The 25,144-nt window shown below is 40.0% G+C and carries 22 protein-coding genes and 1 pseudogene; 19 read left to right on the top strand and 4 right to left on the bottom strand.

Translation table 11 applies throughout. The features are described from left to right. Window positions 1-248 precede the first annotated feature (248 nt). The 3 genes from SK629_RS09745 (at window position 249) to SK629_RS09735 (ending at window position 2,799) form a co-directional block, all read left to right on the top strand. A complete protein-coding gene (locus SK629_RS09745) occupies window positions 249-515 on the top strand; it encodes an ACT domain-containing protein (RefSeq protein WP_042901716.1) in 267 nt (88 codons plus the stop codon). Window positions 516-524: 9 nt separating this feature from the next. After that, the gene (locus SK629_RS09740; protein ID WP_042901715.1) at window positions 525-1,862 is read left to right on the top strand and encodes a PFL family protein; all 1,338 of its coding nucleotides are present in this window, start codon (window positions 525-527) and stop codon (window positions 1,860-1,862) included. Window positions 1,863-2,106: 244 nt separating this feature from the next. Continuing rightward, on the top strand, window positions 2,107-2,799 hold the full coding sequence (locus SK629_RS09735; protein WP_042901714.1) for a histidine phosphatase family protein: 693 nt from the start codon (window positions 2,107-2,109) through the stop codon (window positions 2,797-2,799). 102 nt (window positions 2,800-2,901) lie between these two features. Here the strand turns inward: SK629_RS09735 and SK629_RS09730 are convergent, their stop codons facing one another. The 3 genes from SK629_RS09730 to SK629_RS09720 are packed head-to-tail and all read right to left on the bottom strand — an operon-like array spanning window position 2,902 to window position 6,694. Beyond that, a complete protein-coding gene (locus tag SK629_RS09730) occupies window positions 2,902-4,560 on the bottom strand; it encodes an ABC transporter permease (RefSeq protein ID WP_042901713.1) in 1,659 nt (552 codons plus the stop codon). Beyond that, window positions 4,550-5,641 (bottom strand): ABC transporter ATP-binding protein, encoded by a 1,092-nt coding sequence (locus SK629_RS09725; RefSeq protein WP_042901712.1) that lies wholly within the window; start codon window positions 5,639-5,641, stop codon window positions 4,550-4,552. The genes SK629_RS09730 and SK629_RS09725 overlap by 11 nt, the downstream gene beginning before the upstream one ends. 12 nt (window positions 5,642-5,653) lie before the next feature. Next, a complete protein-coding gene (locus tag SK629_RS09720) occupies window positions 5,654-6,694 on the bottom strand; it encodes an ABC transporter substrate-binding protein (protein WP_042901711.1) in 1,041 nt (346 codons plus the stop codon). A 319-nt stretch (window positions 6,695-7,013) separates the two neighbouring features. Between SK629_RS09720 and leuS the strand changes: the two genes are divergently transcribed. From leuS to SK629_RS09675, 9 genes are all read left to right on the top strand, one after another. After that, on the top strand, window positions 7,014-9,515 hold the full coding sequence (leuS, locus tag SK629_RS09715) for a leucine--tRNA ligase (protein WP_042901710.1): 2,502 nt from the start codon (window positions 7,014-7,016) through the stop codon (window positions 9,513-9,515). A 311-nt stretch (window positions 9,516-9,826) separates the two neighbouring features. Then, a complete protein-coding gene (locus SK629_RS09710) occupies window positions 9,827-10,147 on the top strand; it encodes a MarR family transcriptional regulator (RefSeq protein WP_235219634.1) in 321 nt (106 codons plus the stop codon). A 56-nt stretch (window positions 10,148-10,203) separates the two neighbouring features. Then, window positions 10,204-11,436: an acyl-CoA thioesterase/BAAT N-terminal domain-containing protein gene (locus SK629_RS09705; protein WP_042901708.1), complete on the top strand. Its 1,233-nt coding sequence runs from the start codon at window positions 10,204-10,206 to the stop codon at window positions 11,434-11,436. Window positions 11,437-12,105: 669 nt separating this feature from the next. Next, window positions 12,106-12,972: an ABC transporter ATP-binding protein gene (locus tag SK629_RS09700; protein ID WP_042901707.1), complete on the top strand. Its 867-nt coding sequence runs from the start codon at window positions 12,106-12,108 to the stop codon at window positions 12,970-12,972. Continuing rightward, entirely contained in the window at window positions 12,972-13,814 is an 843-nt protein-coding gene (locus SK629_RS09695; RefSeq protein ID WP_042901706.1) for an ABC transporter permease, read from the top strand. Before SK629_RS09700 ends, SK629_RS09695 begins: the two co-directional genes overlap by 1 nt. A gap of 18 nt (window positions 13,815-13,832) precedes the next feature. Further along, window positions 13,833-14,288, top strand: a complete 456-nt coding sequence (locus SK629_RS09690; RefSeq protein WP_042901705.1) for a LytTR family DNA-binding domain-containing protein — start codon at window positions 13,833-13,835, stop codon at window positions 14,286-14,288. Window positions 14,289-14,297: 9 nt separating this feature from the next. Further along, window positions 14,298-14,717, top strand: coding sequence for a DUF3021 domain-containing protein (locus SK629_RS09685; protein ID WP_042901704.1), 420 nt, complete (start codon window positions 14,298-14,300; stop codon window positions 14,715-14,717). A 94-nt stretch (window positions 14,718-14,811) separates the two neighbouring features. Next, window positions 14,812-15,507, top strand: a complete 696-nt coding sequence (locus tag SK629_RS09680) for a GNAT family N-acetyltransferase (protein ID WP_042901703.1) — start codon at window positions 14,812-14,814, stop codon at window positions 15,505-15,507. A gap of 11 nt (window positions 15,508-15,518) precedes the next feature. Beyond that, window positions 15,519-15,935, top strand: a complete 417-nt coding sequence (locus SK629_RS09675; RefSeq protein WP_042901702.1) for a GNAT family N-acetyltransferase — start codon at window positions 15,519-15,521, stop codon at window positions 15,933-15,935. An 825-nt stretch (window positions 15,936-16,760) separates the two neighbouring features. On the opposite strand, the gene SK629_RS09670 is transcribed toward SK629_RS09675, so the two are convergent. Then, complete coding sequence (locus SK629_RS09670; protein WP_042901701.1) at window positions 16,761-16,853, bottom strand: type I toxin-antitoxin system Fst family toxin; 93 nt, start codon at window positions 16,851-16,853, stop codon at window positions 16,761-16,763. Window positions 16,854-16,986: 133 nt separating this feature from the next. On the opposite strand from SK629_RS09670, the gene ruvB reads away from it, so the two are divergent. The 7 genes and pseudogenes from ruvB to bglA all read left to right on the top strand — a co-directional run bounded on the left by ruvB (window position 16,987) and on the right by bglA (window position 25,078). After that, window positions 16,987-17,985 carry a Holliday junction branch migration DNA helicase RuvB gene (gene ruvB, locus SK629_RS09665; RefSeq protein ID WP_080710294.1) on the top strand — a complete coding sequence of 333 codons (999 nt, stop codon included), beginning with the start codon at window positions 16,987-16,989 and terminating at the stop codon, window positions 17,983-17,985. Further along, entirely contained in the window at window positions 17,966-18,538 is a 573-nt protein-coding gene (locus SK629_RS09660) for a nucleotidyltransferase family protein (protein WP_042901699.1), read from the top strand. Before ruvB ends, SK629_RS09660 begins: the two co-directional genes overlap by 20 nt. 345 nt (window positions 18,539-18,883) lie before the next feature. Further along, on the top strand, window positions 18,884-19,642 hold the full coding sequence (locus SK629_RS09655; protein ID WP_042901698.1) for an isoprenyl transferase: 759 nt from the start codon (window positions 18,884-18,886) through the stop codon (window positions 19,640-19,642). Between the two features lie 8 nt (window positions 19,643-19,650). Continuing rightward, window positions 19,651-20,454: a phosphatidate cytidylyltransferase gene (locus SK629_RS09650; protein WP_042901697.1), complete on the top strand. Its 804-nt coding sequence runs from the start codon at window positions 19,651-19,653 to the stop codon at window positions 20,452-20,454. Window positions 20,455-20,475: 21 nt separating this feature from the next. Then, window positions 20,476-21,734, top strand: a pseudogene (gene rseP / locus SK629_RS09645) (RIP metalloprotease RseP). Window positions 21,735-21,746: 12 nt separating this feature from the next. Further along, window positions 21,747-23,600, top strand: coding sequence for a proline--tRNA ligase (locus SK629_RS09640; protein WP_042901696.1), 1,854 nt, complete (start codon window positions 21,747-21,749; stop codon window positions 23,598-23,600). Between the two features lie 98 nt (window positions 23,601-23,698). Continuing rightward, a complete protein-coding gene (gene bglA, locus SK629_RS09635) occupies window positions 23,699-25,078 on the top strand; it encodes a 6-phospho-beta-glucosidase (RefSeq protein WP_042901695.1) in 1,380 nt (459 codons plus the stop codon). Window positions 25,079-25,144: the final 66 nt, after the last annotated feature.

The following is a 25,144-nucleotide window of genomic DNA, read 5'->3' as shown; positions in this document are numbered from 1 at the left end:
GAGTGTTATGATGATGGAGTCTTGTGCTCTTAGTCTAGCTCTGGTCTACCGCTAGGATTTCGGTCCTAGCGGGAACACTCATCATAAGTTGGGATAGTAGACGCTTGTTTACGAAATTGTTTTTTGCTTAAGAACAACTTCGTAAGCAGGCGTTTTTGAGTATTTTAGTTAGAATTATGCTATACTATTTAAGACGAAATCTGTTTAATGTTCAGGTTTCCTATTTTAAAAAGAATTGGAGTTTGCTTATGAAAGCGATTATAACTGTTGTTGGTAAAGATAAATCTGGAATTGTTGCGGGAGTTTCTGGTAAAATTGCAGAATTGGGTTTGAATATTGATGATATCTCTCAAACTGTCTTGGATGAATATTTCACGATGATGGCTGTTGTATCTAGTGATAAAAAGCAGGATTTTACTTATCTTCGTAATGAATTTGAAACTTTTGGGCAAACTTTGAATGTGAAAATCAATATTCAGAGTGCAGCGATTTTCGAAGCTATGTATAATATCTAGGAGGTTATCATGGATATTAGACAAGTTACTGAAACCATCGCCATGATTGAGGAGCAAAACTTCGATATTAGAACCATTACTATGGGTATTTCCCTTTTGGACTGTATCGATCCAGATATCAATCGTGCTGCGAAGAAAATTTATCAAAAGATTACGACCAAGGCAGCTAATTTAGTGGCTGTTGGCGATGAAATTGCGGCTGAGTTGGGGATTCCAATCGTTAATAAGCGTGTATCGGTGACTCCTATCTCTTTGATTGGGGCTGCGACAGATGCGACGGACTATGTGGTTCTGGCAAAAGCTCTTGATAAGGCTGCGAAAGAGATTGGTGTGGACTTTATTGGTGGTTTCTCTGCCTTGGTACAAAAAGGGTATCAAAAGGGAGATGAGATTCTTATCAATTCTATTCCTCGTGCTTTGGCTGAAACGGACAAGGTCTGCTCGTCAGTCAATATCGGCTCAACCAAGTCTGGTATCAATATGACGGCTGTCGCAGATATGGGACGAGTTATCAAGGAAACGGCTAATCTATCAGATATGGGAGCGGCCAAGTTGGTTGTATTCGCTAATGCTGTTGAGGACAATCCATTTATGGCGGGTGCCTTCCATGGTGTTGGGGAGGCAGATGTTATCATCAATGTCGGAGTTTCTGGTCCTGGTGTTGTCAAGCGTGCCTTGGAAAAAGTTCGTGGTGAGAGCTTTGATGTAGTAGCCGAAACAGTCAAGAAGACTGCCTTTAAAATCACTCGTATCGGTCAATTGGTTGGTCAAATGGCTAGCGAGAGACTGGGTGTGGAATTTGGGATTGTTGACTTGAGTTTGGCGCCAACTCCTGCGGTTGGAGATTCTGTTGCACGTGTACTTGAGGAAATGGGGCTGGAAACAGTTGGAACGCATGGAACGACGGCTGCCTTGGCTCTCTTAAACGATCAAGTTAAGAAGGGTGGAGTGATGGCCTGCAACCAAGTCGGTGGTTTGTCTGGTGCTTTTATCCCCGTTTCTGAGGACGAGGGGATGATTGCTGCTGTTCAAAATGGCTCCCTTAATTTGGAAAAACTAGAAGCCATGACGGCTATCTGTTCTGTTGGTTTGGATATGATTGCCATCCCAGAAGATACTCCTGCTGAAACCATTGCGGCTATGATTGCAGATGAAGCTGCAATTGGTGTCATTAACATGAAAACAACGGCTGTCCGTATCATTCCAAAAGGAAAAGAGGGCGATATGATTGAGTTTGGTGGCCTATTAGGTACTGCGCCGGTTATGAAGGTCAATGGGGCTTCGTCTGTTGATTTCATCTCTCGTGGAGGACAAATTCCAGCACCAATTCATAGCTTTAAAAATTAAGAAAATAAGAGAAATTTTAAGTTCTATTTAAGGTTGGATGTGTATACTATAATCATTAAATAAAGACCTCCTAATATTATTTGAAACAGATAACTCTGATTTAGTTTGAATTTGATTTTCATCTAATATCTTTATTTAATAGAACTCCTAAACTTTTTCATAATAATCTCCTGCAAAAGTCGCCTGTATGGGTGGCTTTTGTTTTATCATCCATGATATAATAGAAGCAAACGGAGGACGGAAAATGGTAAAAGTACGATTGTATTTGGTACGTCATGGAAAGACTATGTTTAACACGATTGGTCGCGCGCAAGGTTGGAGCGATACTCCCTTAACAGCTGAAGGTGAGAGAGGGATTCAAGAATTAGGAATCGGTTTGCGAGAATCTGGTCTGCAGTTTGAGCGCGCTTATTCGAGTGATTCTGGTCGCACCATTCAGACTATGGGAATCATCCTTGCTGAACTTGGTTTGCAGGGGAAAATCCCTTATCGTATGGACAAGCGTATCAGAGAATGGTGTTTTGGTAGCTTTGACGGAGCTTATGATGGTGATCTTTTCATGGGCATTATTCCTCGTATCTTTAATGTGGATCATGTTCACCAATTATCTTATGCTGAGCTGGCTGAGGGATTGGTAGAGGTCGATACAGCTGGTTGGGCTGAAGGCTGGGAAAAACTCAGTGACCGAATTAAGGAAGGTTTTGAAGCGATTGCCAAAGAAATGGAAGAACAAGGTGGGGGCAACGCTCTCGTTGTCAGCCATGGAATGACCATTGGAACCATTGTTTATCTGATTAATGGCATGCATCCGCATGGTCTCGATAATGGTAGCGTGACGATTCTTGAATATGAGGACGGGCAGTTTAGCGTTGAAGTTGTCGGTGACCGTAGTTACCGACAACTAGGACGGGAGAAGATGGAGGAAGTCTCTATTTAATCAGTCTAGACTTGTTTGCTATGAACTGAGGATTTGATAAGAATATCAAGATAAGAAAAAACAGCCGAGGGTAATCCTTTCGGCTGTTTTTGATGGGGAAAACTAAAGTGTAATGCTGTTATTTTTAGAGATTTTCATAAACAAGAGCAAGGAACCTACTGTTAGAACAGTTAGGATAGTTGACAAGGCTGCCGCAACACCGTAATTTCCTCTGAGAACCTCTGTATAAATAGCTACAGTCATTGTTCTTGTTTTGACATTGTAGAGGAGGATAGAAGTAGAGAGTTCTGAAATCATTGTGACCCAAGATAGGATGGCTCCAGAAATAATACCAGATAGCATCATTGGAGTTGTAATCTTGGCAAAGGTATTGAGACGACTACTTCCTAAGCTCTCGGCAGCTTCTTCAATACTTGGTGCTATTTGTTGCAAGCTAGCAACAGATGAGCGAATAGTATAAGGCAATCTTCTGACAGATAGGGACATAATCAAGATGAAAGCTGTCCCTGTAATCATAAGAAATCCACTTCCAAATAGACCAGTATTGAAGGAAGAAATGAAGGCAATCCCTAGAACGGTTCCTGGTACAATATAAGGAACCATACTGAGGCTGTCAATTAAGTTTGTAAACAAATTCCGTTTTCTAACGGCTAGGTAGGAGATAAATGTTGCGAATAGGACAACTAGAACTAAGGCAATCAAAGGGATACGAATGGTATTGAAAATAGCAGATCCCATACGATTGAAAGCTACCTTGTAACTGTTTAGAGAATAACCTTTGACAAATACCATACCTGATGTTTTTAGGAAAGAAGTATAAATCAAGTAGACTTGAGGTAGAACAGAGAACAAGATAATTCCGTAGACTGTTGCATAAATGGCAGCCATTTTTCCTTTTGTAGTTTTTTTAGGCTCAATTGGATGGAGCGAATTCATGCTGAAACTGTAGCGGTTTGAAATGTATTTTTGGATAAGGAAAATCGCCAAGGCAATGATAATCGCCATAACTGCTAAAGCAGATGCAAAGGCAGAATTTCCTCCAACCTCGCTAATAAATTGGGTATAAATCAGGACAGGGAAAGTCCGATATCCTTCACCAATCAACATAGGCGTTCCAAAGTCTGAGAATGCCCTCATAAATACAAGCAGGGCAGCAGCCAGTAAGGTTGGAACTAGGAGAGGTAAAATAACCGTTACGATACGCTTAAATCCGAAGGAACCCATGCTTTCAGCGGCTTCAAGTAGAGAATTGTCAATACTTTTCATTGTCCCAGCAACGTATAGAAATACCAGTGGGAATAGTTGCAGTGTAAAGACAAGTACAATTCCTTTGAATCCATAAATATCGATAGCTGGAAGATGAAAGGTATTTGTCAGGAATTTTGTGATGACCCCATTTCGTCCTAGCAAGAGAATCCAGGAGTAGGCTCCCACGAAAGGAGCTGACATGGAAGCAATGATAATTAATATTTGTAGAAATTTCTTTCCCTTGAAGTCATACATAGAGAAGAGATAAGCTAATAAGGTTCCTACGACTAAGGAAGTGACAGTAGCGGTAATGGAAACCTTGAAACTATTGACGAGTGTCTCAGAATAGTAGGCTTTACTAAAAAAAGTGACAAAATTAGCTAGTGAGAATTGTCCTTCATGTATGAGTGCTTGCTTGAGCACGGTAACGATAGGATAAACGAGAAAGACAAGATAGGTAAGAAAGATGAAGAAAGAGGAGGCTGTCCAAATATTTAGCTTTTTACGTTCCATGGTTGACTCCTTTTATCAGGTTTTGGGAACCATCCGCAGAAAAGACATTTAATTTTTGAGTATTGATTCGTAGACGAATACGATCGCCTTTTTGTAGATCTTCTTCAAAAGTTGATTCTTCGCTAACCTGAATTTTTGAGGCAAAGCCTGTCTCGATGAAGTATTCAGTATTCAGTCCAAGATAGACGCTATCGCTAATAGTTCCTTCAATATCTCCAGATTCATCTTTGATAAACTCTTCAGGACGAATGCTTACATGAATAGCTTGTGCCTCAGCCTGATCAAGGGCTGGTATTCGAAGAGCATAGCCATCTGAAAAGACGATATAAGCGCCGTCGCTCCGTTTTTCAAGATTGGCAGGGATAATATTTGTTCGTCCGATAAAGGTTGCTACAAACTCATTAGCTGGTTTATGATAGAGTTCTTTTGGTCGGCCGATTTGTTGGATCACCCCATCTTTCATAACAGCAATTTGGTCTGAAATCGCCATGGCTTCTTCTTGGTCGTGGGTCACATAAACAGTTGTAATTCCCACTTCGTGTTGGATTTCTCGAATGGCTTGACGCATATCCAAGCGAAGTTTGGCATCCAGATTACTAAGTGGCTCGTCCATGAGGAGAACACTTGGATTAACCGCTAAGGCACGTGCCAAGGCGACACGTTGTTGTTGTCCACCACTGAGTTTATCAGGTTTTCGATCCGCGTATTGAGCAATTTGCATAAGTTCAAGATACTTGTTGGTCTGTTGAATCAATTCTTCTTTTGGAACCTTCTTTTGCTTAAGACCAAAAGCAACATTGTCTCGGACAGTCAAATGTGGGAAAATAGCGTAGTTTTGGAAAACCATGCCGATATTGCGTTTGCTGGGTTCCATATTATTGATTTTTGTATCATCGAAGTAAAATTCTCCGCCTTCGATACTGTTGAAACCTGCAATCATGCGAAGAAGAGTCGTTTTTCCACACCCTGAAGGACCAAGGATGGTAAAGAGACTTCCTTTGGGAACTGTAATATTTAAATTATCAATAACAGGGACATCGTGGTAGATTTTTTTGGCGTTAATAATTTTGATCTCACTCATAGTGAACCTCTTTTACTGTTTAGATTGAATATCTGTAAAAATGTCATTGTACTTTTTAAGAATAGTGGATTTATTTTTAATGACATAATCTGAATCTTCGGTGGCAATCTTGATTTCTGTCATAGCCTTCATATTTTTATTGGTTTTAGCATTTTTACGAATAGGTCTGATTGTAGTTTCAGTTCCTAGCTTATCTTGGATTTCTTGAGAAAGGATGAAATCGATAAATTTCTTAGCGTTTTCCATGTGTTTGGCATTTTTGACGATAGCCGCGTTACCAGGTAAAAAGACGGTACCTTCTTTTGGATAAATAACTTTTACATCAACTCCGTCGTTTAAGAGTTTTAAGGCAGGATCTTCATAGGTGAGTCCTACAGCCATTTCTCCATCGGCGACAGCTTTGTAAACATTTGAAGAGCTAGATGCAATTTTTCCATCTACTAGGGTAAATAGATTTTTCACATAGGTCCAAGCTTGTTCATTTTCGTATCCACCTTGGTCTACAAGCATGTTTGTTAGTTGTGCAAAGGCACTAGAAGCATTACTTGGATCAGCAGTAGCAATTTTTCCTTTTAATTTAGGATTGAGTAGATCATTGTAGCCTTCAATTTTAATATCTTTTGTAAGAGCTGAATTGGCAATGATAACACTGACATCCAGTGTATAAGGTGTGTAGAATCCTGTTTTATTTTGATATTCAGGGATTATCTGGTCGTTCTCTTGAGAAATATAAGGTTCAAAAAGTTTTTCGTTAGAAGAGAAGAGGGCGTAGGAGCCTCCGAAAATGACATCGGCTACTGGGGATTCTTTTTCGGCCTCAGCTTTTTTGAACAATTCACCCGTGCTGGCTTGTACTAAATCAACCTTAATACCATATTTTTCTTCGAAGGCAGGGATTGTCTCTTCGATAAGGTCTTCAGGGTTAGGCGAGTAGATAACCAAAGCATTATCCGAATCTGTCTCAGTGTTAGTTTCCGAATCTGTTGTTGAAGAACATCCAGATAACGTAAGAAATATCCATCCACAAGAGAGAAAGAATAGTAGTTTTTTCATAAGAATCTCCTTTTTTACGAACATTTTCACTCTGCGATTTGATTAACATTTATAATTTGCAGAGTTCTATAGGATATAATAAAAACCTTAAAGAAATCTAAAACGGGGAATATGAGTCAAAGACGCTAGGGGAAAAAGATGGCAGAGACAAATAATTGATATAAGTTAATTTTAAGTGAGAGCTAATTTTTTATACTGCTAAATAAGTTGGATTTGCTATTCGAACTTTCTTGTCATCCAAATCTAAAAGAACATTTCTCGTCTTTCAAATTCCCTCAAAAATGGTATAATAGTAACATCACAAAATTGGAGAGAGACCATGAGTTTTTACAATCATAAAGAAATTGAGCCTAAGTGGCAGGGCTACTGGGCAGAACATCATACATTTAAGACAGGAACAGATGCATCAAAACCTAAGTTTTATGCTCTCGATATGTTCCCTTACCCGTCTGGAGCTGGTCTGCACGTAGGACATCCAGAAGGCTATACTGCAACCGATATCCTCAGCCGTTTCAAACGTGCGCAAGGCTACAATGTTCTTCACCCAATGGGGTGGGATGCTTTTGGTTTGCCTGCAGAGCAATACGCTATGGATACGGGTAATGACCCAGCAGAATTTACAGCTGAGAACATTGCTAACTTCAAACGCCAAATCAATGCGCTTGGATTTTCTTATGACTGGGAGCGTGAAGTTAACACGACAGATCCAAATTATTACAAGTGGACTCAATGGATTTTCACTAAGCTTTACGAAAAAGACTTGGCCTATGAAGCGGAAGTGCCAGTAAACTGGGTTGAGGAATTGGGAACAGCCATTGCCAACGAAGAAGTTCTTCCTGACGGAACTTCTGAGCGTGGAGGTTATCCAGTTGTCCGCAAACCAATGCGCCAATGGATGCTTAAAATCACGGCTTACGCAGAGCGCTTGCTCAATGACTTAGATGAACTAGATTGGCCAGAGTCTATCAAGGACATGCAACGCAACTGGATTGGGAAATCAACTGGTGCTAATGTAACCTTCAAGGTTAAGGGAACTGATAAGGAATTCACTGTCTTTACTACTCGTCCTGATACTCTTTTCGGTGCGACTTTCACTGTTTTGGCTCCTGAACATGACTTGGTTGACGCTATCACAAGTTCAGAGCAAGCAGAGGCAGTAGCAGACTACAAACACCAAGCTAGCCTCAAGTCTGACTTGGCTCGTACAGACCTTGCTAAAGAAAAAACAGGGGTTTGGACTGGTGCTTATGCCGTCAACCCTGTCAATGGCAAGGAAATTCCAATCTGGATTGCAGACTACGTCCTTGCTAGCTATGGTACAGGTGCGGTAATGGCTGTTCCTGCCCACGACCAACGTGACTGGGAATTTGCCAAACAATCTGACCTTCCAATCGTCGAAGTACTTGAAGGTGGAAATGTTGAAGAAGCTGCCTACACAGAAGATGGCCTTCATGTTAATTCAGACTTCCTAGATGGACTCAACAAAGAAGATGCAATTGCTAAGATTGTGGCTTGGTTGGAAGAGAAAGGTTGTGGACAAGAGAAGGTTACCTACCGTCTCCGCGACTGGCTCTTTAGCCGTCAACGTTACTGGGGTGAGCCAATTCCTATCATTCATTGGGAAGATGGAACTTCAACAGCTGTTCCTGAAAGTGAATTGCCACTTGTCTTGCCTGTAACCAAGGATATCCGTCCTTCAGGTACTGGTGAAAGTCCACTAGCTAACTTGACAGACTGGCTTGAAGTAACTCGTGAAGATGGTGTTAAAGGTCGTCGTGAAACCAACACCATGCCACAATGGGCTGGTTCAAGTTGGTATTACCTCCGCTATATTGATCCACACAATACTGAGAAATTGGCTGATGAGGATCTTCTTAAACAATGGTTACCAGTAGATATCTACGTTGGTGGGGCAGAGCATGCTGTACTTCACTTGCTCTACGCTCGTTTCTGGCATAAATTCCTATATGACCTCGGTGTTGTTCCGACTAAGGAACCATTCCAAAAACTCTTTAACCAAGGAATGATTTTGGGAACCAGCTACCGTGACCACCGTGGGGCTCTTGTGGCGACTGACAAGGTTGAAAAACGTGATGGATCCTTCTTCCATGTGGAAACAGGGGAAGAGTTGGAGCAAGCACCAGCTAAGATGTCTAAATCGCTTAAGAACGTTGTTAACCCAGACGACGTGGTGGAACAATACGGTGCCGATACCCTTCGTGTCTATGAAATGTTTATGGGACCACTTGATGCTTCGATTGCTTGGTCTGAAGAAGGTCTGGAAGGAAGCCGTAAATTCCTTGACCGTGTTTACCGTTTGATTACAAGCAAGGAAATGGTTGCAGAAAACAATAGCTCTCTCGACAAGATTTATAACGAAACCGTTAAAGCTGTCACAGAGCAAATCGAATCTCTAAAATTTAACACAGCAATTGCCCAACTTATGGTCTTTGTCAACGCTGCCAACAAGGAAGACAAGCTCTATGTGGACTATGCCAAAGGCTTTATCCAATTGATTGCACCATTTGCACCTCACTTGGCAGAAGAACTTTGGCAAACTGTTGCAGCAACAGGTGAGTCAATCTCTTACGTGGCTTGGCCAACTTGGGATGAAAGCAAATTAGTTGAAGACGAAATCGAAATCGTTGTCCAAATCAAAGGAAAAGTTCGTGCTAAACTCATGGTAGCCAAAGACCTATCACGCGAAGAATTGCAAGAAATTGCTCTAGCGGATGAAAAAGTCAAAGCAGAAATTGATGGTAAGGAAATCGTGAAAGTGATTAGTGTACCTAACAAACTCGTTAATATCGTCGTTAAATAACGAGTTTATTAGCTCTATCTGCCACCTTCAATAGTCCACTGGACTATTGAAGCCAACTAAATTGGTTAATATTGTTGTGAAATAAGATAGGAATCCTTCAGAGTAGAATCTGGAGGATTTTTTATTTGACAGGAAGTTTCTATTTTGTTAATATGATTAACAAAGGGAAGAGAGATTATGGATAAAAAAGAATTTATTGCATTTAATAATCGCTTCAATAGATTTATTTTAGCGTTTGACCAGTTAAAAAAAATCAACATAAAAGTGGTGTTGACAAATCCATTACTTTGAATGAGGTACATTTGATTGTTGTGATTGGGGAAAATCAGCCCTTAAATCTAGTAAAATTATCTGAATTATTAGAAGTTTCAAGAAGTGCAATAACTCAAAGTGTTAGGAGATTGATTCAAAAAAATTTAGTTGTTTTTGATTTTGATCCGAATAATGGGAAAAATAAATATTTGAGATTATCTGAAAAAGGCATCGAAATTTTTAAAATCCATAAGGAGCAACAAGAATATATTGAAAAATCAATCTTTTCAGTTTTAAACAACTATAGCGAGGTGGAACTTAAAACAGTTGTGAAATTGATGGATGATATTGAAAAGGTGTGGGGAGAATTACCGTGGTAAAAGTCACGGTAAATTTCAAATATAATTGTTAAGTAAATTAACAAAAAGGAGAAGACATGACTGTAAACATAGAACTGATTTCACAAACAGATTTAGCGGATGAATCTTTTTATATTGCTATCAATGGTTTAGAACCAAGGGCAATGTATTGTGTAGAAATGTACCTATCTGATTATTACTGTATAAATGCTCCCTTGCTTTTAGATCATGGTGTTATATGGAAATCAACCGCAATTTTTTTATCTGATCAGGACGGTATGATTGATACCTCTCAGACAGCATCTATTTCGGGATCTTATAAAGGAATTTCAGAAATGGGCTTATTCTTTAATGCGAAGCCGTTAAAGAATAGGAAAAGGAGATTACCGAGTTCTCTTGATAGAATTCCATTACAAGATTGTTTTGGTGTTGAAATTAAAATCAAGATGGGGAAAGATGTGATCGCGGAGCAAAGTTTCGTAAGGCGTTATATGAATCTAGGAGTAAGATATCAAGATATCTATGGCAAGCATTTTCAAGGTCGATTATTTTATGATGAAAAGTTAAGAAGGGCGCCAGCCGTGATTATTGTTAGCGGTAGTGAGGGAAGAATTGAAAAAGCTCAGAATATTGCCCAACTTTTATCTTCTAGGGGCTATATTTGTCTTGCGATAGCTTATTTTGGTTTAGAGGAATTACCTCAAAATTTAGAACGAATTCCAATAGAATGTCTGGAGGAGGCGAAAGATTTTCTATATCATCATCCTCAAGTTGATAATACAAAAATAGGAATATATGGTCGCTCTAAAGGAGCAGAGCTTGTTCTGGCTGGACAAAGTATTTTGGAAGATGTGCAATGTTTGGTACTCAATTCCCCCTCAAATGTAATATTTGAGGGAATAAAGGGAAAATTCAACTCTCATTCATCTTCTTGGACATATTTGCAAAAAGAACTTCCGTATCAAAAATTTCAGTTAGGAAATTATTTGTTAAACAAGTTTTTTGGAAAACACATTCCTGAAGATAGTAGGGCTCAGATTGATGTGAGTAAAATTGACTCTCCTTTATTATTACTAGGAAGCGATGTTGATGAAATATGGAATGCGTCATCTGCGATAGATGGTATTATTTCACATTATAAAGGGGAATCTATTTTGTTTAAAAAATACCATGAAACAGGGCATATGTTGACGGTTGCTTATCAACCGAATCATCGTTATCGAAAAGATTGGCGCTTATTAATGAAAGAAAGTGTAGACTCTTGGTTTGCTACGATAAATTTTTTTGATACACATCTGAAAAATTTGTAGATAGTGCTGAACCGTACTATAATAGTCTCAACTAAGATAAAAACACAGTTCTAGTCGGTAGTCCAGTCTACAAAAGCAATTGTTCAAACAAGAGAAATTTGAACTCAAACAGTAAAAACGTAGAGAGAAGTACAAGAGTTACTAGTGACTTTCTCTTTCATAAAATAGAACAGCTCTTCTCGGATAAAAAGAGCTGTTTTTTGCTTGTATTGAAAATTCTTTTCATACATTATTTCCTAATGGATTTACTTGTCGTTAAAAATTTGGCTAATGGAAGTTTCAAATTTAGGGCAATACTTACTTGCCTCCAATTCAATCATATCATATTCAGCAATTTCATTTTGATAGAAGGGATTGTGTGTCATGATTTCTAGTTAATTTTTTATTGTTTGATTTGGCGAGAATAATACTACCGATTCTTGAATTTTTCGGCCAGATGCGGTAAAACATCTCTTTTATAGCGCATATTTCAAAATATAACATTTTGTTGTAGGTGTTTTTAAGCTTCATTTAGCAATTAGGTAGGAGAAAAATGGCTGTAGCCTTCTCTACTTTAACTTAACTCTAATCATCTCACCACTTAACCTCTCATTTTAACCACTTATCTCGAAAGTCGATTTTTCTTTCATACTTTTTGTTAAACTAGTGAGATAAAAGGAGGGAAGAAATATGATTTTACAAGCTAAACATTTAACTAAACGGTACGGCGATTATATGGCTGTTGACCATATTCAGTTAGAGTTTGAAAAAGGGAGTTTTAATGCTATTTTAGGTCCAAATGGTGCAGGAAAATCAACCACTATTTCCATGTTAATCGGTTTGAAAAAGCCGACAAAAGGTCAGATTCGATATGCGCCAAATACGAAAATAGGAGTTGTTTTTCAAGCTAGTGTACTGGATGAGATGTTGACGGTTAGGGAAAATCTTACGATTCGTGCTCAACAGTATAAGGAGATTGCAGCAAGTCGTGTGGATGATTTGATCCATCAACTGGGTTTGACTGCTTTCCAGAAGCAACTATATGGGACTTTGTCAGGTGGGCAAAAACGTAGGGTTGATATAGCGCGTGCTCTTCTTTCACAGCCAGATATTCTTTTCTTAGATGAACCAACGACAGGTCTAGATATTCAGACTCGAAAAGTTATTTGGGATTTACTGTCTCGACTACAAAAGGATGAAGGGCTGACTATTATCTTAACGACTCATTATCTGGATGAAGCGGATGAAGCGGATCAGATTTATATCGTTGATCATGGGAAAGTGATTGCGCAAGGTTCTGCGACGGCTATTAAAAGTCAGTATGCATCTAATATTCTAAAAATTCGTTTTAAAGAAATGAAGGATTTAGAAAAGTTGCTACAGACTGGAATGACAGTAAAGGAAGAAAATGAGTTGGAATATCTTTTTTATCCAAGGACATCACTGGAAGCTATTGAATATTTGGCAAAAGTACGAGAAGAAATTGATTCTTTTGAGTTTCGTCCAGGTACCATGGATGATGCCTTTATTGCACTTACAGGAAGAGAGGTTCGCTAATGTTAGCTTTATTGAAACGGAATTTTATCTTATATTTTCGTAATCGTTCAGGAGTATTTTTCTCATTATTGGGGGCATTGATTTCCTTCCTCCTTTATATCATTTTTTTGCAGAAGAACTTGACGGATGCTTGGTCCCAACTCCCTGATAATACGAACCTTTTAAATAACTGGCTGATGGGTGGGACCTTGGCTGTAACTGGGATTACAACCAGTTTTACGGCTCTTACACAAATGGTACAGGATCGTGAAAATCAAGTGGATCAAGATCTCTTCTTGACAGATTTAGGTAGCTGGGGTTTACAGGTATCCTATCTAATCAGTAGTATTGCCATCTCTTTTGTCATGCAGGTGTTTATGTTTGCTGTTATGGGGCTTTATTTTAAAGAAAGTCCAGTTATCAGTCATTTACCGGAAATTGCTTTGATTATGTTGTTAAGTAGTCTGCTTTCAAGTTTGATAAATATTCTCTTGATTTATCGTTTTCAATCTGTAGATAGTCTTGGCAAACTGGCAACTATAGTGGGAACTGCTTCTGGATTTTTAGTAGGAACTTATGTCCCTATTGGAGTTTTACCTGATTTTGCACAGATTATCATGAAGTGTACCCCTGCAACTTATATTGCTTCTCTTTATCGACAAATTTTAATGAAAGAACCATTAGAGACCGCATTTACAGGAAATAGCAGATTGTTACAGGAATTTCAAGAAAAAATGGGAATTCAAATCAACTGGCAAGAACTATTGACAAAGGAAGAGACATACTTTATAGTGGTTATTATCAGTTTCGTCGCTATTCTTCTTTGGCTTTTATTTGTTAAAGTGTTTAGCAGGAGAAAATAAAGGTATATTGGAGAGAAAATGAAGATTCGTTTTGAAATGAAGGCAGAGTTTTCAGAAAAGGACCCACATATTGTAATTCAGGCAGCTCAGTTAACCGACCAAGCAAGGGAAGTCATGGAGTATTTAGAACAATTTTCAAAGACCAATCAGGTGGTCATTCCTATTCGAACGGATGATCATCTGGTCATGGTAAAAATTGAGGATCTTATTCTAGCAGATATCGATAAGAACTTGTTAACCATTTATACGGTAGACGGAATTTATAAAACTAAGGAAACATTGATAAACTTTCAGAATCGGATTAACCGACGTAATTTTATACAGATATCACGCCATTCAATTATAAACATTGACCATTTAGAGTCATTATCAGATAGTTTTTCAGGGAATATGATGGCTAAAATGACTCGGGGCATCAAATCTAGTGTGAGTCGGAAATACGTTAAGTCCTTAATGAATTATCTAGGTTTATAGGAGAAAATCATGAAACGATTAATTGATTATTTTGTATCGGGAATGCGCACGGCTTCCTTCTTTTATTTGAATATGATGTTATTAGCTCAGTGTTATCCAAGCATTACCTATCCTGTCCCAATGGTAAAAAATATTCTAGCTCTTTTTTTAATGGGTGGAATTATGGGGGTATTGACTTTAATACTTGAAAAGCTAGAGTTTCTTGCTTTTAGTATACGTGTAGGAGTTCATTTATTAGTGACAGCTACTATCTTAGTATTGACCTCTCTATTTTTTGGCTGGGGTTCAGCATTGTGGAGTCCCTTGCTTTGGTTCTTTTTCTTGTTAATTTATGGATTGATATGGTTGTATCAAATCTGGCAAACTCACAAACTCACCCAACGAATTAATCAAGCCTTAGAGGATAAAAGACAGAAAACGGGTCACTAATATAGTGTTGAGGATGAAGTTTGAAGACAGTGCCAGTTTCCAAAGAGAACAATTTGTGATATAGTATTTTCAGTGTAAAACAAGGAGAAGAAAGATGCCAGTAAATGAATATGGTCAAATGATTGGTGAGTCAATGGAAGGTTATACACCAGGTGAATTGCCTTCTATTGATTTCTTAGAAGGGCGTTATGCTAGGATAGAGGCTCTTTCAGTGGAAAAGCATGCGGAAGATTTGCTAGCTGTTTATGGTCCGGATACTCCTCGGGAGATGTGGACCTACCTCTTTCAGGAGCCAGTGGCAGATATGGAGGAGCTGGTTAGCCTTTTAAATCAGATGTTGGCTCGTAAGGACCGTTTTTTCTATGCGATTGTAGACAAGGCAACTGGTAAGGCTTTGGGAACTTTTTCTCTCATGCGTATTGACCACAATAACCGAGTAATAGAAGTGGGAGCTGTCACTTTTTCTCCAGAGCTCAGGGGGACACGGATAGGGACAGAAGCCCAGTATCTCTTGGCTTGCTATGTCTTTGAAGAGCTTAACTATCGTCGCTATGAGTGGAAATGCGATGCTTTTAACCTGCCATCAAGACGAGCTGCGGAACGTTTGGGCTTTATTTATGAAGGAACCTTCCGTCAGGCAGTGGTTTATAAGGGACGGACGAGGGATACGGATTGGTTATCTATGATTGATAAGGACTGGCCCAAAGTCAAAGCTCGTTTGGAAACGTGGTTGGCTCCTGAAAACTTTGATAAAAATGGACAGCAGTACAAGAGCTTGAGAGAGCTTTAAGAGGTGTTGAGATGATTACTATTAAAAAGCAAGAAATTGTCAAGCTAGAGGATGTTTTGCATCTCTATCAGGCTGTCGGTTGGACAAATTATACAAATCAACCTCAGATGCTGGAGCAGGCCTTATCTCATTCATTAGTAATTTATCTGGCACTTGATGGTAATGCTGTAGTGGGCTTGATTCGTTTGGTTGGAGATGGTTTTTCATCAGTTTTTGTACAGGATTTGATTGTTTTGCCTAGCTATCAGCGCCAAGGGATTGGCAGTCTCTTGATGAAAGAGGCTTTAAAAGATTACAAAGATGCCTATCAAGTCCAGCTGGTGACAGAAGAGACAGAAAGAACCTTGGGATTCTATCGTTCTATGGGCTTTGAAATCTTATCCACCTATAATTGTATAGGGATGACTTGGGTGAATCGAGAAAAATAACAAAACTTGTTTTTCTTAAGCAAAGTTTAAGGATGGTCTAGTATTATATAGTCATTAAATAAAGACCTCCTAACTTTATTTAATGAAATCCTAAAACTTTTTTTCATCATAATCTCCTAATGAAGCCACCCAATCAGGTGGCTTTTTTCGTGGGTAGGTGATGCTGATAGAAATTTTTTTAAAAATGGTAGAATTTGAGAAAAGTTAAGCTAGTTTTAAGCTTCGTCTTGTATCATATAGTTATTAAATAAAGACCTCCTAACTTTATTTAATAAAATCCTAAACTTTTCTTTTTCATAATAATCTCCCTTAACTCCACCGAAACTGGTGGAGTTTTTTGGCTCTATTTCAGGCTTTTCGGGAGTTTTCTAAACATCATTTTCCGATATTTTCAGATATTTTTCGGATTTTGGTCGGGGAATTGGCGGGGATCTTTTTAGCGAATATGACTAAGAAATAGGTTTGCTGTTACTTCGGCTACTTCAACCTCACTTTGAATGTAAGTGACTGTTAATTGAAGGACTAGAACTACTGTAATAATGATTTTGCTTGTCTAGTAGTGGCGTATTAAATGAGAAGTGACATATAAGATTGTCTCTTCGTTTACTAAATCAAAATTTCTATGAAATTGATAGAATCCCTAATTTTCTCTTAAACTTGAAAGTCTTGTTATAAAGCGGTTAAAGCTTGCAAAGCTGAGAATGTAAACCTTTGACAAAATTTGTGAACTGTGGGATAATAAAAGGGAATTAAGTATTGTGTCTATATCATAGGCTAGAAAAGACCCCAAGCTCACGTCCAAATAAGCTTGGGGTCTTTTTGACACTATTTGTCCTTGTTTAGCCATTTATCGACTAAGCGAAGAACAACACCGACCGCGATTGGTCCGATGATAGTTTTAAGTATTGTATCCATCATAGGCTATCTCACCTCCCTTCGTAGGCGGTGTAGAAGTGCCGTAGAATATTATACCACATAAGTGCTAAACTCGGGAGGCACCCAATCAGGTGCCTTTTTTGTTTGTGGCTTGGTTTTTTGATATAATGGAAACATGAGTAGAATTTTAGATAATGAGATAATGGGGGATGAGGAGTTAGTAGAGCGCACGCTCCGTCCTCAGTATTTACGTGAATATATCGGTCAGGATAAGGTCAAGGATCAGCTCCAGATCTTTATCGAAGCTGCCAAAATGCGGGATGAAGCGCTGGATCATGTCCTTTTATTTGGGCCTCCAGGTTTGGGGAAAACAACCATGGCCTTTGTTATTGCTAATGAACTGGGGGTCAATATCAAGCAGACTTCGGGTCCAGTCATTGAAAAAGCAGGGGATTTGGTAGCGATTTTGAATGACTTAGAGCCTGGGGATGTCCTTTTTATTGATGAGATTCATCGTTTGCCCATGTCAGTAGAAGAGGTGCTTTACAGTGCCATGGAGGACTTCTACATTGACATCATGATTGGGGCTGGTGAAGGCAGTCGCAGTGTTCATTTGGAGTTGCCTCCTTTTACCTTGATTGGGGCGACAACTCGGGCTGGTATGCTCTCAAATCCTCTACGGGCACGTTTTGGGATTACAGGTCATATGGAATACTATGCCCACGCTGACTTGACAGAAATTGTCGAGCGGACGGCAGATATTTTTGAGATGGAAATCACTCATGAGGCAGCGTCTGAGTTAGCCCTGCGTAGTCGTGGGACTCCTCGTATTGCCAATCGTCTTCTCAAGCGAGTGCGCGATTTTGCCCAGATAATGGGGAATGGGGTTATCGATGATGTTATTACCGATAAGGCTTTGACTATGCTGGATGTTGACCATGAAGGTTTGGACTATGTGGATCAAAAAATCCTTCGCACCATGATTGAGATGTACGGTGGTGGTCCTGTTGGTCTAGGAACTCTTTCTGTTAACATAGCAGAAGAGCGTGAGACAGTTGAAGACATGTATGAGCCCTACTTGATTCAAAAAGGTTTTATCATGCGGACACGGTCTGGACGGGTGGCGACTGCTAAGGCATATGAGCATTTGGGGTATGAGTACAATGAAAAATGAGCAAGAAATTCTAGAGGCTTTTAGAAAAAATCCAGATATGATGGCTATTCTGACTATCATCCGAAACTTGGAGTTGACAGATTCCTGGTTGGCAGCAGGTTCTGTCAGAAATTTTATCTGGAATCTATTATCAGACAAATCTCCTTTTGACCATGAAACAGATGTAGATGTGATTTTCTTTGATCCAGATATTTCTTATGAGGAAACCTTGTCCCTAGAGAAAAAACTGCGAGAGGATTTTCCTCAGTATCAGTGGGAATTGAAAAATCAAGTCTATATGCACCAGCACAGTCCTCACACTTCTCCCTATACTAGTTCTCGTGATGCTATGAGTAAGTATCCAGAACGATGTACGGCTGTTGGACTACGCTTGAATAAAGAATCAGATTTTGAACTCTATGCACCTTATGGACTCGAGGATATTTTGAATTTTCAAGTTCGCCCAACTCCTCATTTTTTAGAGAATGAAGACCGAATGGAACTCTATCAAACACGTTTATCCAAGAAAAATTGGCAGGAGAAATGGAAAAATTTGATTTTTAAAAATACTTAAGGAAACTTTAAGCTAGGAAGTGTATACTAAGTCCATAAGTTAAGAAGACCTTAACTTAAACTCCTAAAACTTTTTCATAATAATCTCCCTATAAAAAATTGAGTCGCCCAATCAGGCGGCTTATTTTTTTGAAAAATGGGCTTGGTGCCTGAGAATAATACTCAATGAAAATCAAAGAGCAAACTAGGAAGCTAGCCGCAGGCTGCTCAAAACACTGTTTTGAGGTTGCAGATAGAGCTGATGTGGTTTGAAGAGATTTTCGAAGAGTATAAATAGCTTAGTGATAGAAGAAAATAGGGAAATATGGTATAATGAAACGATAGATTTTTGAATAGGAATAAGATCATGTTTGGATTTTTTAAGAAAGATAAGGCTGTGGAAGTAGAGGTTCCGACACAGGTTCCTGCTCATATCGGCATCATCATGGATGGCAATGGCCGTTGGGCTAAAAAACGTATGCAACCGCGAGTTTTTGGACACAAGGCAGGCATGGAAGCGTTGCAAACTGTGACCAAGGCAGCCAACAAACTAGGCGTCAAGGTGATTACGGTCTATGCTTTTTCTACAGAAAACTGGACCCGCCCAGATCAGGAAGTCAAGTTTATCATGAACTTGCCAGTAGAGTTTTATGATAATTATGTCCCGGAATTGCATGCGAATAATGTTAAGATTCAAATGATTGGAGAGACAGACCGCCTGCCTAAGCAGACTTTTGAAGCTTTAACCAAGGCTGAGGAATTGACTACGAACAACACAGGTTTGATTCTTAATTTTGCCCTCAACTATGGTGGACGTGCTGAGATTACACAGGCGCTTAAGTTGATTTCCCAGGATGTGTTAGATGCCAAAATCAACCCGGGTGACATCACAGAGGAATTGATTGGCAACTATCTCTTTACCCAGCATTTGCCTAAGGACTTACGAGACCCGGACTTGATTATCCGTACTAGTGGAGAATTGCGTTTGAGTAATTTCCTTCCATGGCAGGGAGCCTACAGTGAACTCTATTTTACAGATACCTTGTGGCCTGATTTTGACGAGGCGGCCTTGCAGGAAGCCATTCTTGCCTACAATCGTCGTCATCGCCGATTTGGGGGAGTTTAGGAGGAAATATGACACAGGATTTACAGAAAAGAACCTTGTTTGCAGGGATTGCCCTGGCTATTTTCCTACCAATTTTAATGATTGGTGGCCTCTTGCTTCAGATAGCAATTGGAATCATAGCCATGCTAGCCATGCATGAACTTTTGAAGATGAGAGGTCTAGAGACCATGACGATGGAGGGTCTCTTAACCCTCTTTGCAACCTTTGCCTTGACCATTCCCTTGGAGAATTATCTGACTTTTTTGCCAGTTGATGGGAATGTGGTTGCTTATAGTGTTTTGATTTCAATCATGTTAGGAACGACTGTTTTTAGCAAGTCTTATACGATTGAGGACGCTGTTTTCCCTCTTGCTATGAGTTTCTATGTAGGCTTTGGATTTAATGCTTTACTAGATGCTCGCGTTGCAGGTTTAGATAAGGCTCTCTTAGCCTTATGTATCGTCTGGGCGACTGACAGTGGTGCCTATCTTGCTGGGATGAACTTTGGGAAACGGAAACTGGCTCCAACGGTTTCTCCAAATAAAACCTTTGAGGGTGCCTTGGGTGGTATTTTAGGCGCAATTTTGGTAACCATCATCTTTATGATAGTTGACAGGACAGTTGCTCTGCCGTATGGAATTTACAAGATGTCGGTCTTTGCTATTTTCTTTAGTGTAGCTGGACAATTTGGTGATTTACTAGAAAGCTCGATTAAGCGTCACTTTGGTGTTAAGGATTCTGGGAAATTTATCCCTGGGCATGGTGGTGTTTTGGATCGTTTCGATAGTATGTTGCTTGTATTTCCAATCATGCACTTGTTTGGACTCTTTTAATCAAAAGACGGAGGAAATACTATGCTCGGAATTTTAACCTTTATTCTGGTTTTTGGGATTATTGTAGTAGTGCACGAGTTCGGACACTTCTACTTTGCCAAGAAATCAGGGATTCTAGTGCGTGAATTTGCCATTGGCATGGGACCCAAAATCTTTGCTCACATTGGTAAGGATGGAACGGCCTATACCATTCGAATCTTGCCTCTGGGTGGCTATGTTCGCATGGCCGGTTGGGGTGATGATACAACTGAAATTAAGACAGGAACTCCTGTCAGTTTGACGCTTACTGATGATGGTAAGGTTAAACGCATCAATCTTTCAGGTAAAAAATTAGATCAAACAGCCCTTCCTATGCAGGTGACCCAGTTTGATTTTGAAGACAAGCTCTTTATCAAGGGCTTGGTTCTGGAAGAAGAAAAACATTTGCAGTGGATCACGATGCAACGGTTGTGGAAGCAGATGGAACTGAGGTCCGGATTGCACCTTTAGATGTTCAATATCAAAATGCGACTATCTGGGGGAAACTCATTACTAACTTTGCAGGTCCTATGAACAACTTTATCTTAGGTGTCGTTGTTTTCTGGATTTTAATCTTCATGCAGGGTGGTGTCAGAGATGTTGATACCAATCAGTTCCATGTCATGCCTCAAGGGGCCTTGGCTAAGGTGGGAGTACCAGAAACGGCACAAATTACCAAGATTGGCTCACATGAGATTAGCAACTGGGAAAGTTTGATTCAGGCTGTGGAATCAGAAACCAAAGGTAAGACGGCCCCGACCTTGGATGTGACTATTTTTGAAAATGGGAGTGACAAACAAGTTACGGTTACACCCGAAGAAAGTCAAGGTCGTTACCTTCTAGGTGTTCAACCGGGAATTAAGTCGGACTTTCTATCCATGTTTGTGGGTGGATTCACAACCGCAGCCGACTCGGCTCTTCGAATTCTATCGGCTCTGAAAAATCTGATTTTCCAACCGGATTTGAACAAGCTAGGTGGACCTGTTGCCATCTTTAAGGCAAGTAGTGATGCTGCTAAAAATGGAATTGAGAATGTCTTGTACTTCTTAGCAATGATTTCCATCAATATCGGGATTTTTAATCTTATTCCGATTCCAGCCCTGGATGGTGGTAAGATTGTGCTCAACATCCTGGAAGCTATTCGCCGTAAACCATTAAAACAAGAAATTGAAACCTATGTCACCTTGGCCGGAGTGGTCATCATGGTTGTCTTGATGATTGCTGTGACTTGGAATGACATTATGCGACTCTTTTTTAGATAATCGAGGAATATTATGAAACAAAGTAAAATGCCTATCCCAACGCTTCGCGAAATGCCAAGCGATGCTCAAGTTATCAGCCATGCTCTTATGTTGCGAGCTGGTTATGTTCGTCAAGTATCTGCAGGTGTTTATTCTTACTTGCCACTTGCCAATCGTGTGATTGAAAAAGCTAAAAACATCATGCGCCAAGAATTTGATAAGATTGGTGCTGTTGAGATGTTGGCTCCTGCCCTTCTCAGTGCAGAGTTGTGGCGCGAATCAGGTCGTTATGAAACTTATGGTGAAGACCTTTACAAGCTAAAAAACCGTGAAAAATCAGACTTTATCCTAGGCCCAACTCACGAAGAAACCTTTACAGCTATTGTCCGTGATTCTGTTAAGTCTTACAAGCAATTGCCACTCAACCTTTACCAAATCCAGCCTAAGTATCGTGATGAAAAACGCCCACGCAATGGACTTCTTCGTACACGTGAGTTTATCATGAAAGATGCTTATAGTTTCCATGCTAACTATGATAGTTTGGACAGTGTTTATGATGAGTACAAGGCTGCATATGAACGCATTTTCACTCGTAGTGGTTTAGATTTCAAGGCTATCATCGGTGACGGTGGAGCCATGGGTGGTAAAGACAGCCAAGAATTTATGGCCATTACACCTGCTCGTACAGACCTTGACCGCTGGGTTGTTTTGGACAAGTCAGTTGCCTCATTTGATGAAATTCCTGCAGAAGTGCAAGAAGAAATCAAGGCAGAATTGCTTAAATGGATGGTTTCTGGTGAAGATACCATTGTTTACTCAAGTGAATCTAGCTATGCGGCTAACTTGGAAATGGCAACAAACGAGTACAAACAAAGCAACCGTGTTGTCGCTGAAGAAGAAGTGACTCGTGTTGCAACACCAGATGTTAAATCAATTGATGAAGTGGCAGCCTTCCTCAATGTTCCAGAAGAACAAACGATCAAAACTCTCTTCTACATGGCAGATGGGGAGCTTGTTGCAGCCCTTCTAGTTGGAAATGACCAGCTTAATGAAGTTAAGTTGAAAAACCACTTGGGAGCAGATTTCTTTGACGTTGTTAGCGAAGAAGAAGTGTCAAACGTTGTTCAAGCAGGATTTGGTTCGCTTGGCCCAGTTGGTTTGCCAGAGAATGTTAAAATCATCGCAGACCGTAAGGTGCAAGATGTTCGCAATGCAGTTGTGGGTGCTAACGAAGATGGCTATCACTTGACTGGTGTGAACCCAGGTCGTGACTTTACTGCAGAATATGTGGATATCCGTGAAGTTCGTGAGGGTGAAATTTCTCCAGACGGACAAGGTATCCTTAACTTTGCGCGTGGTATCGAAATTGGTCACATCTTCAAACTCGGCACTCGCTATTCAGCAAGCATGGGAGCAGATGTTTTGGATGAAAATGGCCGTGCTGTGCCAATTATCATGGGATGTTACGGTATCGGTGTCAGCCGTCTCCTTTCAGCAGTGATGGAGCAACACGCTCGCCTCTTTGTTAACAAAACGCCAAAAGGTGAATACCGTTACGCTTGGGGAATCAACTTCCCTAAAGAATTGGCACCATTTGATGTGCACTTGATCACTGTCAATGTCAAGGATGAAGAAGCGCAAGCCTTGACAGAAAAGCTTGAAGCAAGCTTGATGGGAGCTGGTTACGAAGTCTTGACAGATGACCGTAACGAACGTGTCGGTGTTAAATTTAGCGATAGCGACTTGATTGGTCTTCCAATCCGTATCACTGTTGGTAAAAAAGCGGCTGATGGCATCGTAGAAGTGAAGATTAAAGCGACTGGTGACACCATCGAAGTTCATGCAGATAACGTGCTTGAAACGCTTGAAATCCTCAGCAAGAAATAAAAACTATAATCAGAAGAAAAACAAGGAAAAAATGTAACTAGTTTTTACCTTGTTTTTTCTGTATAATGGAAAAAATGAGTAGATAAAGAGGTAAATGTATGCTAAGATTTCCAAAGGATTTTGTCTGGGGATCCTCTACTTCTGGACCACAAACAGAAGGACGTGTAGCTGGTGACGGTAAGGGAGATAATCTCTGGGATTATTGGTACCAAGTGGAGCCCAATCGTTACTATAATGGGATTGGTCCAGATAAAACATCAACCTTTTATGAAAACTGGGAAAAGGATATTGAGCTACTGTTAGAAACTGGTCATACGGTCTTTCGTACTTCTATTCAGTGGTCACGGATTTTTCCACAAGGCTGTGGAAAAGTCAATTCTCAAGGTGTAGACTTTTACCGTAAGGTTTTTGAGGCTATTAAGGCCAAAGGGATTCGTCTTTTAGTCAATCTTTATCATTTTGATTTGCCTTTTGCTCTTCAAGAAGCTGGTGATGGTTGGGAAAATAAGGCGACAGTTTCAGCTTATGAAGATTATGCTCGTTTCTGTTTTGAGACTTATGGAGATTTAGTGGATCAATGGATTACCTTTAACGAGCCCATCGTTCCTGTGGAATTTGGCTATTTTTACGATGCCCATTATCCACATAAGGTGGATGCAGAGGCAGCCGTTAAAGTAGCTTATCATACACAATTGGCCAGCAGTCGAGCGGTCAAGGCCTGTCATGAAATTTTGCCTGATTCCAAAATTGGGATTGTCCTCAACTTGACACCAGCTTATCCACGTAGTCAGCATCCTGCTGATGTCAAAGCAGCTCGGATTGCGAATCTCTTTCAGGCTCAATCTTTCTTAGATCCGTCCGTTTTGGGGACTTATCCACAGGAGTTGGTAGAAATCTTACATGAGTATGGTCTCTTGCCTGATGCTACAGAGGAGGAGTTGGATCTCATTCGTGACAATACGGTGGACTTCCTTGGTGTCAACTACTATCAACCTTTGCGTGTTATGGCTCCTCGATTTGCTAAGCATCCAGAGAGTCCACTCTTACCAGAACATTTTTACGAGCCTTATGTGATGCCTGGACGTAAAATCAATCCTCATCGTGGCTGGGAGATTTATGAGCAGGGGATTTATGACATCGCCCAAAATATCAAGGAAAACTATGGCAATATTGAGTGGATGTTGACAGAGAATGGTATGGGGGTTGAAGGAGAGGAAAAATTCCGTCAAGATGGAATGATTCAAGATGATTATCGTATTGACTTTGTAAAAGGTCATCTTCGTGAACTTCACCGTGCTATTGAAGACGGAGCTAATTGTAAGGGCTACTTGATTTGGACATTTATCGATTGTTGGTCATGGCTCAATAGCTATAAAAATCGCTACGGTTTGGTCGAGCTAGACTTGGAAACGCAAGAACGTCGTCTGAAAAAATCAGGGCACTGGTTCAAGGAATTAAGCGACAATAATGGATTTTAACAAGGACTCTGACTGATTATCCTAATTGGTCAGAGTTTTTTTGATTACAGAAGGCCGATTTGAACT

This window comes from Streptococcus mitis, assembly GCF_000722695.1.
GTDB classification, from domain to species: Bacteria; Bacillota; Bacilli; order Lactobacillales; family Streptococcaceae; genus Streptococcus; species Streptococcus mitis_O.
Note: the sequence above shows the minus strand (reverse complement) of the source record. Positions and strands in the feature narration are given on the sequence as shown.

Coding starts and splice junctions, on each gene's coding strand:
- SK629_RS09735 (WP_042901714.1), top strand. CDS start 2,107: ATGGTAAAAGTACGATTGTATTTGGTACGTCATGGAAAGACTATGTTT.
- SK629_RS09740 (WP_042901715.1), top strand. CDS start 525: ATGGATATTAGACAAGTTACTGAAACCATCGCCATGATTGAGGAGCAA.
- SK629_RS09745 (WP_042901716.1), top strand. CDS start 249: ATGAAAGCGATTATAACTGTTGTTGGTAAAGATAAATCTGGAATTGTT.
- SK629_RS09650 (WP_042901697.1), top strand. CDS start 19,651: ATGACACAGGATTTACAGAAAAGAACCTTGTTTGCAGGGATTGCCCTG.
- leuS (WP_042901710.1), top strand. CDS start 7,014: ATGAGTTTTTACAATCATAAAGAAATTGAGCCTAAGTGGCAGGGCTAC.
- SK629_RS09685 (WP_042901704.1), top strand. CDS start 14,298: ATGAAACGATTAATTGATTATTTTGTATCGGGAATGCGCACGGCTTCC.
- SK629_RS09660 (WP_042901699.1), top strand. CDS start 17,966: ATGAGTACAATGAAAAATGAGCAAGAAATTCTAGAGGCTTTTAGAAAA.
- SK629_RS09680 (WP_042901703.1), top strand. CDS start 14,812: ATGCCAGTAAATGAATATGGTCAAATGATTGGTGAGTCAATGGAAGGT.
- SK629_RS09695 (WP_042901706.1), top strand. CDS start 12,972: ATGTTAGCTTTATTGAAACGGAATTTTATCTTATATTTTCGTAATCGT.
- SK629_RS09640 (WP_042901696.1), top strand. CDS start 21,747: ATGAAACAAAGTAAAATGCCTATCCCAACGCTTCGCGAAATGCCAAGC.
- SK629_RS09670 (WP_042901701.1), bottom strand. CDS start 16,853: ATGATGGATACAATACTTAAAACTATCATCGGACCAATCGCGGTCGGT.
- SK629_RS09700 (WP_042901707.1), top strand. CDS start 12,106: ATGATTTTACAAGCTAAACATTTAACTAAACGGTACGGCGATTATATG.
- SK629_RS09705 (WP_042901708.1), top strand. CDS start 10,204: ATGACTGTAAACATAGAACTGATTTCACAAACAGATTTAGCGGATGAA.
- ruvB (WP_080710294.1), top strand. CDS start 16,987: ATGAGTAGAATTTTAGATAATGAGATAATGGGGGATGAGGAGTTAGTA.
- SK629_RS09725 (WP_042901712.1), bottom strand. CDS start 5,641: ATGAGTGAGATCAAAATTATTAACGCCAAAAAAATCTACCACGATGTC.
- SK629_RS09690 (WP_042901705.1), top strand. CDS start 13,833: ATGAAGATTCGTTTTGAAATGAAGGCAGAGTTTTCAGAAAAGGACCCA.
- bglA (WP_042901695.1), top strand. CDS start 23,699: ATGCTAAGATTTCCAAAGGATTTTGTCTGGGGATCCTCTACTTCTGGA.
- SK629_RS09730 (WP_042901713.1), bottom strand. CDS start 4,560: ATGGAACGTAAAAAGCTAAATATTTGGACAGCCTCCTCTTTCTTCATC.
- SK629_RS09655 (WP_042901698.1), top strand. CDS start 18,884: ATGTTTGGATTTTTTAAGAAAGATAAGGCTGTGGAAGTAGAGGTTCCG.
- SK629_RS09675 (WP_042901702.1), top strand. CDS start 15,519: ATGATTACTATTAAAAAGCAAGAAATTGTCAAGCTAGAGGATGTTTTG.
- SK629_RS09720 (WP_042901711.1), bottom strand. CDS start 6,694: ATGAAAAAACTACTATTCTTTCTCTCTTGTGGATGGATATTTCTTACG.